Genomic DNA, 12614 nt, shown 5'->3' on the forward strand with positions numbered 1-12614 from the left:
GTACTATTTTTGATAAGGCGCAGAGAGCAAATCGTTGCATTAATTAACGAGGAAGGACAAATTTCCTTTTCTAAATTAAAGGAATCTTTTCCCGATATTTCTGATATGACACTTCGTACTGACTTAAAATATCTGGATGAAATGGGAAAAGTAATCCGTATTCATGGAGGTGCCCGCAGTGTGGAGACATTAGCCGGCACCGATGGATTATATCTCGCCCGTGCTACCAGAAAACAATCGGAAAAATTAGAGATTGCGCAGAAAGCCGTGAACCTTCTTCCTCATAATGCAACCCTTTTCATTGATTCTGGATCTACAACAACATTATTTTGTCGTACGCTTCCGGATGCAGCCTATGAAATATATACCTGTGGTATCAGTTGTGCAACAGAACTATCCAGACTGTCACAGCCAAAAGTGCATTTATTAGGTGGAGAAATGAACCGCTATAGCTTAAGCGTCGCAGGTCCTCAGGCAGTATTGCAGGCACAGAATTATCATTTCGACATATGCATTCTGGGAACCACAAGTTTCAGCCCTGAATTTGGTTTTTCCTGTGAATCAGAAGCTGATTGCTTTTTAAAAAGAATTGCATTATCACATTCCCGTCATGTAATGGTTCTTATGGATTCCGGAAAATATGGTTTGATCAATACGCATCGTATCTGCACTGCAGAGCAGATTGACATTTTAGTCAGTGACCATCAACTGTCACAGGAACAGAAACAATTTTTCACAGCAAAGGGAATTTCTGTATACTAATTTATTTGTTAAGCAAGGCCGCTGCATTACTCATTATGTGCAGCGGCTTTCATTTCTTCCTGCGCTTCTTCCACATAAAGCTGCGCATTCTCCAGATTCCGCCGGATCTCTTCTTTGGTAACCTCCCGTTTTACTTTCCCAGGATTCCCAATAACCAGTGAATTATCCGGAATCTCCACATTCTGTGTCACCAACGCTCCGGCACCGATGATACAGTTTTTCCCAATCTTGCAGCCGTTCATCAGGATGGCTCCCATCCCGATCATGGTATTGTCACCGATCTTACAACCGTGGATAATCGCACCGTGCCCAATGGTCACATGATCTCCGATCTCCACCGGATATCCGCTGCCAAGATGCACTACCGCATTGTCCTGAATATTGCTCTCTCTGCCGATGACAATGGAGTCCCTGTCGCCTCGGACCACCGCATTGTACCAGATTCCGCTGTTTTCTCCAATCGTCACATCTCCCAGCACCACTGCTCCGGGCGCTATAAATGCTGTATCATGGATCTGCATATATTCTCTGCTCCTGTTCTGTTCTTATTTTGTTACAATACTCTTCTTCGTAACATATAGTTTATCACATTTTTTCTGAGCAATATCATATAATTTACAACATTTTTTCCGATCAAATCAATTGTATATTCAACATTTTTTCTGACCAATATTTTATGATTTAATACATTTTTTCCAATCAAAAAGGAACCTTCCTCCGAATTGTTCCTTTTACCGTCTTATGATTCTTTCCAATGCAGCCGGTGCAGCTCTCCATCCCTCTGCATGCTCTCGAATCCCTGCTGTCTCAGTGCCTCGTAGAGCACAATGGCTACGGAATTGGACAGGTTCAGTGAACGGATCTCGGGAAGCATAGGGATACGGATGCAGGTCTCTTCATGCTCTACGAGGATCTCTTCGGGGATTCCGGCGCTTTCCTTGCCGAACATGATGTAATCGTCCGGTCCGAATTTCACATCGGTGTAGGTCTGGTGTGCTTTCGTGGTTGCCATCCAGATCTTCGCTCCGGGATGCATTTCCCGGAACTCCTGAAAATTCATATACCTGGTGACATCCAGATGCTGCCAGTAGTCCATACCGGCTCTCTTGATCTCTTTTTCATTTAAACGGAAGCCTAACGGCTCGATCAGATGCAGGCTGGTGCCGGTAGCCACACAGGTTCTTCCAATATTTCCGGTGTTTGCCGGGATCTCCGGCTGGTGTAATATAATATGCATAATTCTCCTTTTCGTTCTATTGCTCAATTAATATATTACTTTATTACCTTTTTCCTTATCTAACTGATACAGGACTTTATCTATCTGAGAAAATGCAATTTCCGGGCACTTCTCCTGTTGATACTCCCAACAATCTTTTATGTACTTGAGATAGAGCTCTGTCAGCATGGGGATCTTCGTCATCGTTTTGGGATAATCCATAGCATAAAGCTCCCGATACGCCCTCTGATCAATAATGGGGAATATCTCTGGGTAATAAAAATGCAATACCGTACTCGCCATTGGAAGCTGCATTCCCTTCGTTTGCAGTAATTTTTCTACAACCCTCTCTGTCTTTTCATCCATCAGTACCTGTAACGGGGTTTTGATCTCCTTTAATGAAAAGATGGCATCTATCAATTCCTCTGTCACCTGCGGTCTGCGATTCATCTTCCACAGGACGATCTCGTTGATAATATCCCTATTTTCCCGATAATCACCGGCTTCTACTGCCGATATGCGGTTCCGGATATCTGTTCCGTTATCATATGTAAAACGACCAAGTACTCCCTGATAATCCATAGTCTTCACCTCAATTTATCTGTCTTCTTTTATATCAATTATAAGCTCACGAATTCGTGCTATCGCACTTTATATCCTGCTTTGCAGGATATTCCGCTAATGAGTCCAGAAGCTGGCTCAGGGACCCGGTATGCAATTAAGACTTGAATTCATTCCTGATTCCGTAAAAAATATAGTTTTTAATCCTTATACTCCAGTCCAAAATAATCCATGTATACCTTAAATCTATCCTGAGCAGTCAGACAGGTATCCATAAGATATCCCTGTTCGTTCTTCCATCCCTTCAGCCCCCGATAGTAGAATTCCTTTATATCATCCTCGATAATAAAAGGGGTAATTCCATTACGGAGGCACTCCTTAAACATAATTAATCTTCCAACACGGCCATTTCCATCCTGAAAAGGATGTATCTTCTCAAATTCATAATGAAATTGTATTATTTCCTTCAACGTCTTTTGTTTTGAAAGATTATATCTTTTTAATAAATTCCGCATTTCTCCGGATACATCGGCGGGCTTTGCGGTTGCGCTTCCTCCGACCTCATTTTCAAAACGTTTATATTCACCAACAGCAAACCACGTTTTTCTGCTATCTGACGTTCCTGATTTCAAAATATAATGTAACTGTTTAATAAATGCCTCACTCAGGGGATAGTTTGCCAACTCTATTATTTGATCAATGCATCGGAAATGATTGGCTGTTTCAACAATATCATCCACATTCACAACTTCATCCTGAATTCCAATCGTATTCGTTTCAAAAATATATCTGGTTTGATCATGGGTCAAGCGGCTGCCTTCCATATGATTCGAATTATATGTCAGTTCGATCTGAACCTTATGATATATTCCTCCCGGTATCCCTGCTTCCTTTTCCATTTTTAATCTGGTCAAAAGATCATTTGCTATTTTTTCCGCTCGTTTCTTTCTGACCGGCTTTACGGCATCCTCCGGAATCCTCCATGTTTTCCCATCAAGAATTACACCCGGAATTTTTCCATGGGCACAATAATTTCTTACACTTCTTTCTGATAAATTCCATTTTGCAGCTATTTCATTTACATTTACATATTTCATACACAACCTCCGTAAAACGGCTCACCGGAAATATTATATTACTATCGGCAATATATCTCAAGTTTTTTACTTTTAAAATCCATTTATATCTTGCCGATAAAAACAGATTAATAATTGAAGAATAGCACTCTTTCCAGTACAGGCTGGTGTAATATCATATGCATAATTTATCCTCTACAGCATAGTAACTATCCGACACCGCTTATGGACTGCGATTCCGGATAGTTACTTAAAAATGCTTGTAACTATTTATTATTTTGTTCTGCTCTTAATTTTTCTACGAAATGTCCCAGTCTGCCGATGGCAATCTTCAGCTTCTCCAGGGAGTACGCATAGGAGATTCTAAGATACCCCTCGCCACTGTCACCGAATGCGGTTCCGGGTACAGCAGCTACTTTTTCCTCCTCCAGGAAACGGGTGGCAAATTCTTCACTGGTCATGCCGAATTCCTTGATGCAGGGGAATACATAGAATGCGCCGTAAGGCTCAAAGCATTCCAGTCCCATTTCACGAAACGCATTCATCAGAAAGCGTCTTCTCTGATTATAGGCCGTGCGCATCTCCTCGATGTCGGGATCTCCGTTTTTCAATGCTTCCACTGCCGCATACTGGCTGGTGGTAGGTGCACACATAATGGCAAACTGATGGATCTTCGTCATCTGCTGGATGATAGCAGCCGGTCCGCAGCAATAGCCCAGTCTCCAACCGGTCATGGCATAAGCCTTGGAGAAACCGTTAATGTAAATGGTACGCTCCTTCATGCCGGGCAGGCTGACGATGGACACATGCTTCTCTTTATAAGTAAGCTCAGAATAGATCTCGTCAGACATAACAAAAATGTCATGTTCTTCGATAACTTTCGCAATGGCTTCCAGATCAGACTTCTCCATGATGGCACCGGTAGGGTTGTTCGGGAAAGGAAGGATCAACACTTTTGTCTTGTCCGTGATCGCTGCTTCCAGTTCCTCTGCAGTCAGGCGGAATTCATTCTCCGCCTTCAGATCAATGATCACCGGCGTTGCTCCTGCCAGGACCGCACAGGGCTCATAGGATACATAACTGGGCTGGGGGATCAGCACTTCGTCTCCCGGATTACACATGGCACGCAGTCCGATGTCGATAGCCTCGGAACCACCGACCGTTACCAGCACTTCGTGCTGCCAGTCATAGGTTACACCCTGTTTTCTCTGGATCGTGTTGCAGATCTCCTGACGCAGATCCTTCAGACCTGCATTGGAGGTGTAAAAGGTTCTTCCCTTTTCCAGGGAATAGATGCCCTCATCCCGGATGTGCCAGGGAGTGTCGAAGTCCGGTTCTCCCACACCGAGAGAGATTGCATCCTGCATCTCACTTACAATATCAAAAAATTTGCGGATACCCGATGGTTTGATATCCACTACTTTATCAGCTAATGGATTTCTCATGGGGTGATCATCTCTCTTTCATCTTCTTTTTTTACAGCAAATGCGGTTCCGTGATCCTTGTATTTCTTCAGGATGAAATGGGTCGCAGTGCTAAGTACGGAATCCAGTGTAGACAACTTGTCAGATACAAAATTGGATACCTCTCGCAGGGTCTTGCCTTCCAGAATGACCATCAGATCATAAGCTCCGGACATCAGATATACGCTGCGTACTTCGGGATATTTGTAGATACGCTCGGCAATGCTGTCAAACCCCTGTCCTCTCTGGGGAGTCACACGTACCTCAATCAGTGCGCTTACTTTCTCAATATCTGTTTTTTCCCAGTTGATCAGGGTATGATAACCGCAGATGATCCCTTCTGCTTCCAGTGCTGCCAGTTCATTTACCACATCGATCTCTTCCACTCCCAGGATCACTGCCAGTTCCTTCAGATCGATCCTGCTGTTCTTCTCTATGATCGCTAATAATTCTTCTCTCATGCCTCTATCTCCTTTTATTCTGTTTCTTTATAGATCTCATCTCTCTGAGGACGATCCATATAACGAACTTCGTCCTCATTCAGGATCAGTCGTTCATTACTGTCTGTAAATCTTCCTACGATCACTGCCGGAATTCCCTCTGCCGCCAGTGCTTCCACCACTGCGGTTCCCTCCGGGCTTGCAATGATCAGGCTGCCGCCGGATCTGAGTTCATACGGATTTACATTACAGAATTCACATACCTCCACTGTCTCCTGTCTGAGAGGAAGTTTCTTCATATCTATTGTCAGTCCAACACCTGCACCCTCTGCCATCTCCCACAGCGCTGCAAATACACCGCCTTCGGAAATATCATGCATGGTACAACCGCCGGACTTCACGGCGGTAGCGGCCTCCGGCAAAATAGAATAATACCGATCAAACGCCGCAGCTTCTTCCACCAGATACGCCGGGTATCTCGTCAGGAGTTCTTCCTGGTTCCGGGCCGCCAGATCCGCAGTGCCTTCCAGGCCGATCCATTTCGTAATGATAATATCCTGTCCCGCCAGCTTCTTCCGCACATCCATCTGCACCGCACCAGTCTTGCGGATGCCATATCCGGTCACCGTGGCCAGGGGCTGCCGTACCGCGGAACTTACTCTGGTCTGTCCGCCGATAATCTGTATGTTTAACTCTGCGGCAATACCTTCCGCTTCGGACATCAGTGCTTTCAATTCCGGTTCTTCCACGCTCTCCGGCAGGAAGATCACCAATTCCGCTGCCACGGGCTCTGCACCGGCAGTTGCCAGATTGTTGGCACATTTCTGGAAAAAGCGACGCATAGGCATCACGGATGGATCTTCTCTTTCCGCTTCCGCCAGATCGTTCTCACAGCAAAGCTCCACTACGCCCTCCTGAACACAGGTCACCAGCTGCCCCTCCGAAAAAGGCTCAAAAATAGCGCAGTCTGCCCCCAGACCTGCGCTATTTGCTATTTCCGATCTTTTATTCTTCAGTTGTCTGAGAACGGAACGTTTCAAGACGTTCACGGGTACCTTACCGCTGTTCATTGTCTCACCTTTAGTCGTCTACGATTTCTGTCTGCCCAGCAGCCGCTGCTGCTCTTGCATTTAACGCTGCTGCCACATTTTTCACATGGTCAATATTCGCTGTACTGATAGCTGCCATGATCTCTTCATACGCCTGGGGATCCGAGGTAGCGGTTCCCACAGTGGCACTGCGGGGCACCATCTTATAAGTACTGCTGTTGACCTGTTCTCTGCTGACCTCTACACCGTTTTCCATCGTGATCTTCCACAGTCTTGCCTTATAGCCGATATGCGCACTCTCTGTTACGATATAACCGATGGGTTGACCGGCATCCGCATAAATCTGATCCGCAGGGGGTGTGATCGTCTCCAGCACTTCACTTTCATAACGTACCGAATGTCCGGCAGCTCTGGTCTCCTTGCCATAGATGTTAAACGTGATCTGCTTGTCATGCGTATAGCCTTCTATGTAGATCGGTGCATCTGTATTATTTACAAACTTAAAATCTTTGCCGGAGCTCTCCGCGATCGCTGCATCTGCGGAAGGATCCACATAGCCTACGATCATGGAATGATTATAACGTTCCGTTACTTCCAGCTCCGCAAGTAATACTGCATTGTACAGGGTAGTGGATACCTGGCAGATACCGCCGCCCAGACTGTCTACCACTTTTCCGCTGACATAAGAACCCGCCATGTAATAGCCGTTCGCCACGGAAAAAGGAGATACCGTCTTATAAGTAGAAAATTCTTCTCCCGGATACAGAGTCGTTCCGTTGATCAGACTGCAGCCGTTCGCCACATTTGCACTTCTGGAGGATCCGGATGTCTTATAAGATGTGGTAAAGCTTCCCAATACATCCGTTACCTGTGCCAGTTCCTCAGCACTTCCCTTCGGCTCATCCACTACGATCTCCAAAGGAATGCTGCAGGCCTCATGATTCCATTCTTCTGTCAGATAGTCATATACCGCATCGATAGATTTCTCCACATCCAACACATATCCGGTCTGACCTTCCACTACGGTAAATTTACCGCCGTCCCGCTTCAGAGAGACGTTGATGGCTTCCTGATCATACTTAGTGCATCTGGTCAGCAGATCGTTGATCGCCTGTAAGTCAAAATCCAGTTCAATGGGATATACGTAATTTTCATGCTGCAGATCCATCAGGATCTTGTAACGCTCAATGACATTTCCATGTGTCCCCAGTTCCAATGCTTCCTGCACCAGCTCAGGATTTTTCCAGGTCACACCCAGATCTCCGGCTGTGGTGGTCACATCGTGATCATTTGCCGCAAGCAGTGTGATCTCCACATCCTTCAGACTTTCGATATGTTCTTCGATAACCGCTGTTGCTTCCTGTGCCGTCATTCCGGATAGTTCCACATCCCCGGCATAAATTCCTGTCTTAATAGTATCATCTGTCTTGGCCTGCGCTGTCATTCCGAACAGCATTGTCAAAGTCAATAACAGAATGCCGTAAAACCCCTTACGATACTTATTCATAATACTCCTCTGCCCTTCCTTCGGGCACATCTACTGTTCCATCCGCAGTTGAATTAGTAGAAAATAGATGTTATAGTAGGTACGATCATAGCAATCACAAGCAGCACGATGATAGCTGCGGAGATTCGCTGTTTTACTTTTTTATTATTCATATTAAACATGGTAAAAACCTCCATAAATGCTTCAAAAATCACTTTTACTCTGAAAGGATATTATATATGAGTTTAAAGTTTTTGGCAAGTTTATTCATATTTATTGTTTTCGTGTATACCATCCTTGTTGTGGCACAGAATACACGTCGTCAGCGAGCCCTTACCGAGAAGAAAGAGCAGGAATTCTGGGACCGGGAAAAAAAGGCCAACTCTGTCCGCAAAAAACCCCTTGATGGTCTGGATTATGTAAAGATTCCTCTGGAAAAACTTCCCATGAATGCTCTGTCGGAGGATGAAAAAGCCCGGGAATATAAGGAGCTTTTGACCTATCTATCCACACAGCCGGTCGTAAATCTCACAGGCTTCACCAACACCGACCTCAAGTTGGAATACGGCACTGCGAACATTACACCGCTGTCCCAGTATGATCAGAATTACACCGTACTGGTACGTACTCTGCAGCAATGGGCCGATCTGCTTCTGGAATCCGGTCTGACAGAAGATGCGGAAACGGTTCTCGCGTATGCCGTCTCCATCGGCACCGACGTCAGCCATACTTACTATGCGCTGGCTAAAATCTATGCCGGCCGGGAGGAATATGACAAAATTGCCGATCTGATCCTCCGTGCGGAAGAACTGCGTTCCGCTTTACGTAATTCTATCGTCCGTACTTTGCAAGAATCTTATCCGCAAGCCTGCTCGCATCACTGCGGGTAAGCTTTTCCACATCGACCTCCAAAGTTATCTTATGCTGCTCTGCCAGACGATATAACCGCTCTTTTTGCGGTTTCGTCGCGGGCGTATCTCTTTTTACCTGAAAATGTAATGGCTGCGGCTCAAACAGATTATTGTTTGCTTTCTTTTCGACGGATTCTGTCGATGCCTGTCCACCGGTTTCCTCCTGATAAAACAATTCTGCCAGCTTTCGGAACAACCGGTCCGTGGCTTTCGCATCCTCCAGAGCCCGGTGTGCATGATGCGGGATCTCATAATACTGACATAGATACCCCAGATTACGATGAGGCAGTTCCGGCAGATATTTCCGGGCGACCTGCAAAGTGTCCACCGCCGATCTCTCAAAAGTAATCTTCCGGTCCACTGCCGCTTTTTTCAAAAAAGAATAATCAAACAAAATTCTGTGTCCCAGCAACGGTAATTCTCCCATAAATTCTAATAATTGGGGGAAAACCTCATCCAGCTGAGGTGCATCCGCAAGGTCTTCGTCCCGGATTCCTGTCAGTTCTGTGATCCGTTCTTCCAATTTCCGCCCCGGATCCACAAACGTAGAAAATTCTTCCGCAATCTGTCCCTGCTCCACACGGATCGCACCGATCTCTATGATCCGATCTCTCTTGGGATTCAGGCCCGTGGTCTCCAAATCTATACTGACATAAGTGTCATACATACTATTTTCTTATCCTTCCACAGTACTTCTGATATATTCTGACTGCCTACCTCAATTCTTATGAACCGAGCTCCTCCTGTACTTATAATATCGGATACCCGATCACTTGTACCTTGGCTTCATAATTGAGCGGATTCCGCTCCTGATAATCAAACAACACGTAATGGGGTTCCGGATATCGGAACAGTTCTAAGTGTGTCATTCGGCTTAACTGTTTCCAGTCATACTGATCATAGGCAGAAAGATAATGTCTCTCATGCTCTTCTGTCTGATAAAAGCGGCGAATATCCTGTTTTTCCTCTTCCGTGATCTCTGCCGCAAACGCAGGCCTGCTCTTCAGATTCTCCCGAAGGTACATATCATAAGTCAGAAGTTCTCTGTAAATCTCACGATTGGCCGGATCTTTCATCGCTGCGAACTCCAATAAGATCTGATACCGGTAGGCTCTGGCGGGGCTGTTGGTAAAATATCCCTGTTCCTGATAATAATCCGCCAGTGCCTCATACATGGCAAAGGGACCGGGGTATGCTTTTTCCAGAACCGGCAGGGTATGGGTGAACTGCCCGCTATTGTAATACAGCTCCACCATTTCTTCGATCCGTTTCAGTCTCCGGATCTCGCCATAGCTGATCCAGTTGGTATACAGCACTTCATACGGCGGCTGTTCCAGATAACGGATTCCGTATTCCTGTGCATGCACATGCATATCGGAGCCTTTTAATACTTTCAGGAAACCCAGCTGCAGCTGCTCCGGCTGCATCCCGTAGACCCGGTCGAAGGATCTGCCGAAACTCTCATAATCCTCATAGGGCAGCCCGGCGATCAGATCCAGATGCTGATGAATATTCTGTCCTCTGTGAATGGCCGCAACAATTTTCTCCAGCTTGTCCACATCCATGACACGGTGAATAGCTCGTATTGTCTCCGGATTCGTAGACTGCACCCCGATCTCCAGCTGTGCCAGTCCCGGACGGAAGCGGTTCAACAATGCGATCTCTTCTTCGCGCAAAATGTCCGCAGAAATCTCGAAATGGAAGTTAGTGACACCATTGTCATGTTCGTAAATATACCGCCAGATCTCCATGGCATGTTTGTGGTCACAGTTAAAGGTACGGTCAATAAACTTCACCTGTTTCACGTTTTGGTCCAGAAAAAACTGAAGTTCTCTCTTTACGACACTTATGTCACGTAGTCTTACCTTCTTATCTATGGAGGACAGACAATAGCTACACCGGTAGGGACATCCTCTGCTGGTCTCATAATAGATGATCCGGTTCGTAAAGGGCTCCATATCCTCATAGAGAAAAGGAAGTGTAGTCAGATCTGTCAGGTCTCTGGGTGCCGTATAACCGGAAGCAAGACATAATCCCGGAATCTGTCCGAAACGTTCTACCATAGACTTTCCTGCAACCGTTCCCCTTCGGTCTGCTACCTGATGTTCTGTGCTGTCGGATTCGGGTTGTTGTTCAGACTGTCCGGCCGTTTCTGCCTCCCGCAGATATTGTTCCAGTACTTCCCGGAACGTGACTTCTCCTTCTCCCACCATGATTCCGGTAACCTGAGGGAACTCTCTTAAAAGCCCCGGACCGTCATAGGTAACCTCCGGTCCTCCCAGCCAGATCTCCGTATCCGGCAGGATCTTCGGCAGTTCCGTCAGAATTTCCCGGATCAGCTTCCAGTTCCAGATATAACAGGAAAATCCTATTACCTTTGGCTGACGCTTCCAGATCCCCTCCAGAATACTTTCCAGAGACTCATTGATGGTGAACTCCGCTAGTTCCACATGAGGCTCTAATTTTTCTCCCACACAGGCCCGCAGGCTGTATATGGCGGGATTGGAATGTATGAATTTTGCATTAATAGCTGTTAATAAGAATTTCATGGGACTATTATACTAAGAAAAAAGAATTGTGTCACCACAATTCCTCAGACTGTAGACAAAACGCTTTTGGTCAGCACTCCAGAAGCGTTTTTCTTGTTTTCGGTTCAAAAAGTGTGTACTTGATCAATAATAAACACTTTTGGGCTCCCCTTTTTCCCTTCCTGGCTATCATCTTTGCCAGTTTTTTCAGATTCATGCAGGCAAACGTAAGCCCGACTTTCATTTCCATCCGGGCTTTTCCTATCATCTGTGTATAGCGGAATCCGTGGTTTTCTTTTGCTGTTCCGAAGAGGCGCTCTACGGTCTCTTTCCGTTGCGCATACACTTCCTTCATCCCAATCGTATGCCGGATATCCTCACACTTTTCCATGTACGGCTCCCAGATATGCCGGGTCACTACCTTCACATGATCCCTGCTTTCTGTGCACTGCTTCAGATATAGACATCCTTCACAGACGATTCCGCAGCTCTTGTATTCCCGGTATCCGGAACGGTTCGTCGTATGATAAGCCAGCACCTGATCATTCGGGCATACATAGCAGTCAAAATATTCATCATACACATACTCAGCTTTTTTGAAAAAACCATCTTTGGTCATGGGGCGTTTATACGGTAGAAGCGGTGTGATACCATCATCCAGAAGTAACTTTGCTATCGCTGGTGTTTTGTATCCTGCATCGGCTACCAGTGTCTGAATGCCAATGTCTTTTATCTTATCATACAGGGATTTAAATGTCCGGCTGTCATGCTGGTTGCCGGGATTTACACTATAACCCAGAATCCATCCGTTTTTGTCACAGGCTGTCTGCACGGAATACGCAAAAACATTTTTATGTTCACCCTTTCGGAACCATCCGCTTTCCGGATCCGTTGTACTTTCCTTGACCGTTTTTTCTTCTTTTCCATCAGAGCTGCCACCACAGGAGGGGGGGATCTTTGGGATCTTCCTTCTTTTCTTTCAGAGGCTTTTTCCCATGCGCTTCCCGGTCTTCGTTGATTTCCTTCTTTAACTGCTCTTCGAAGAACAGTGCTTCCTCATCTGCAATCCGTTTCCGCATCTTTTTGCTGTTTGCCCGTGCTTTTACATGGGTGGCATCCACG

Annotated in this window: 12 protein-coding genes and 1 pseudogene; 2 read left to right on the forward strand and 11 right to left on the reverse strand. The window is 45.9% G+C overall.

The window, feature by feature from the left end:
• The first annotated feature begins 9 nt into the window (after positions 1 to 9).
• Positions 10 to 762 carry a DeoR/GlpR family DNA-binding transcription regulator gene (locus OCV96_RS07900; protein ID WP_119623249.1) on the forward strand — a complete coding sequence of 251 codons (753 nt, stop codon included), beginning with the start codon at positions 10 to 12 and terminating at the stop codon, positions 760 to 762.
• Positions 763 to 788: 26 nt separating this feature from the next.
• Here OCV96_RS07900 and OCV96_RS07905 read toward each other — a convergent pair whose 3' ends face one another.
• The 8 genes from OCV96_RS07905 to OCV96_RS07940 all read right to left on the reverse strand — a co-directional run bounded on the left by OCV96_RS07905 (position 789) and on the right by OCV96_RS07940 (position 8074).
• Positions 789 to 1283: a gamma carbonic anhydrase family protein gene (locus tag OCV96_RS07905; protein WP_262594135.1), complete on the reverse strand. Its 495-nt coding sequence runs from the start codon at positions 1281 to 1283 to the stop codon at positions 789 to 791.
• Between the two features lie 218 nt (positions 1284 to 1501).
• On the reverse strand, positions 1502 to 1999 hold the full coding sequence (locus OCV96_RS07910) for a tRNA (cytidine(34)-2'-O)-methyltransferase (RefSeq protein ID WP_154496578.1): 498 nt from the start codon (positions 1997 to 1999) through the stop codon (positions 1502 to 1504).
• Between the two features lie 27 nt (positions 2000 to 2026).
• A complete protein-coding gene (locus OCV96_RS07915; protein ID WP_262594136.1) occupies positions 2027 to 2560 on the reverse strand; it encodes a hypothetical protein in 534 nt (177 codons plus the stop codon).
• Between the two features lie 179 nt (positions 2561 to 2739).
• Complete coding sequence (locus tag OCV96_RS07920) at positions 2740 to 3636, reverse strand: Fic family protein (protein WP_262594137.1); 897 nt, start codon at positions 3634 to 3636, stop codon at positions 2740 to 2742.
• Between the two features lie 245 nt (positions 3637 to 3881).
• Positions 3882 to 5060 (reverse strand): aminotransferase class I/II-fold pyridoxal phosphate-dependent enzyme, encoded by a 1179-nt coding sequence (locus OCV96_RS07925; protein WP_118538879.1) that lies wholly within the window; start codon positions 5058 to 5060, stop codon positions 3882 to 3884.
• Positions 5057 to 5539 (reverse strand): Lrp/AsnC family transcriptional regulator, encoded by a 483-nt coding sequence (locus tag OCV96_RS07930; RefSeq protein WP_118730750.1) that lies wholly within the window; start codon positions 5537 to 5539, stop codon positions 5057 to 5059. Before OCV96_RS07930 ends, OCV96_RS07925 begins: the two co-directional genes overlap by 4 nt.
• 14 nt (positions 5540 to 5553) lie before the next feature.
• A complete protein-coding gene (locus OCV96_RS07935; protein WP_262594141.1) occupies positions 5554 to 6588 on the reverse strand; it encodes an AIR synthase-related protein in 1035 nt (344 codons plus the stop codon).
• A 10-nt stretch (positions 6589 to 6598) separates the two neighbouring features.
• Positions 6599 to 8074: a VanW family protein gene (locus OCV96_RS07940; RefSeq protein WP_117465178.1), complete on the reverse strand. Its 1476-nt coding sequence runs from the start codon at positions 8072 to 8074 to the stop codon at positions 6599 to 6601.
• A gap of 218 nt (positions 8075 to 8292) precedes the next feature.
• Here OCV96_RS07940 and OCV96_RS07945 point away from each other — a divergent pair, with 218 nt between their 5' ends.
• Positions 8293 to 8943 (forward strand): hypothetical protein, encoded by a 651-nt coding sequence (locus tag OCV96_RS07945; protein ID WP_227062486.1) that lies wholly within the window; start codon positions 8293 to 8295, stop codon positions 8941 to 8943.
• Here OCV96_RS07945 and OCV96_RS07950 read toward each other — a convergent pair.
• The 3 genes and pseudogenes from OCV96_RS07950 to OCV96_RS07960 all read right to left on the reverse strand — a co-directional run.
• Complete coding sequence (locus tag OCV96_RS07950; RefSeq protein ID WP_227062484.1) at positions 8885 to 9631, reverse strand: 3'-5' exonuclease; 747 nt, start codon at positions 9629 to 9631, stop codon at positions 8885 to 8887. The two genes, OCV96_RS07945 and OCV96_RS07950, sit on opposite strands and share 59 nt — an antisense overlap.
• Positions 9632 to 9713: 82 nt before the next feature.
• Positions 9714 to 11513, reverse strand: a complete 1800-nt coding sequence (locus OCV96_RS07955) for a B12-binding domain-containing radical SAM protein (RefSeq protein WP_262594146.1) — start codon at positions 11511 to 11513, stop codon at positions 9714 to 9716.
• Positions 11514 to 11557: 44 nt separating this feature from the next.
• Positions 11558 to 12614, reverse strand: a pseudogene (locus OCV96_RS07960) (IS1182 family transposase); the annotation flags it as partial.

This window comes from Waltera acetigignens, assembly GCF_025567015.1.
GTDB lineage: Bacteria > Bacillota > Clostridia > Lachnospirales > Lachnospiraceae > Acetatifactor > Acetatifactor acetigignens.

What these genes read in the sequence shown, in the direction of transcription:
- OCV96_RS07905 (WP_262594135.1), bottom strand. Translation starts at nt 1,283, where the DNA reads ATGCAGATCCATGATACAGCATTTATAGCGCCCGGAGCAGTGGTGCTG.
- OCV96_RS07910 (WP_154496578.1), bottom strand. Translation starts at nt 1,999, where the DNA reads ATGCATATTATATTACACCAGCCGGAGATCCCGGCAAACACCGGAAAT.
- OCV96_RS07915 (WP_262594136.1), bottom strand. Translation starts at nt 2,560, where the DNA reads ATGGATTATCAGGGAGTACTTGGTCGTTTTACATATGATAACGGAACA.
- OCV96_RS07920 (WP_262594137.1), bottom strand. Translation starts at nt 3,636, where the DNA reads ATGAAATATGTAAATGTAAATGAAATAGCTGCAAAATGGAATTTATCA.
- OCV96_RS07925 (WP_118538879.1), bottom strand. Translation starts at nt 5,060, where the DNA reads ATGAGAAATCCATTAGCTGATAAAGTAGTGGATATCAAACCATCGGGT.
- OCV96_RS07930 (WP_118730750.1), bottom strand. Translation starts at nt 5,539, where the DNA reads ATGAGAGAAGAATTATTAGCGATCATAGAGAAGAACAGCAGGATCGAT.
- OCV96_RS07935 (WP_262594141.1), bottom strand. Translation starts at nt 6,588, where the DNA reads ATGAACAGCGGTAAGGTACCCGTGAACGTCTTGAAACGTTCCGTTCTC.
- OCV96_RS07940 (WP_117465178.1), bottom strand. Translation starts at nt 8,074, where the DNA reads ATGAATAAGTATCGTAAGGGGTTTTACGGCATTCTGTTATTGACTTTG.
- OCV96_RS07945 (WP_227062486.1), top strand. Translation starts at nt 8,293, where the DNA reads ATGAGTTTAAAGTTTTTGGCAAGTTTATTCATATTTATTGTTTTCGTG.
- OCV96_RS07950 (WP_227062484.1), bottom strand. Translation starts at nt 9,631, where the DNA reads ATGTATGACACTTATGTCAGTATAGATTTGGAGACCACGGGCCTGAAT.
- OCV96_RS07955 (WP_262594146.1), bottom strand. Translation starts at nt 11,513, where the DNA reads ATGAAATTCTTATTAACAGCTATTAATGCAAAATTCATACATTCCAAT.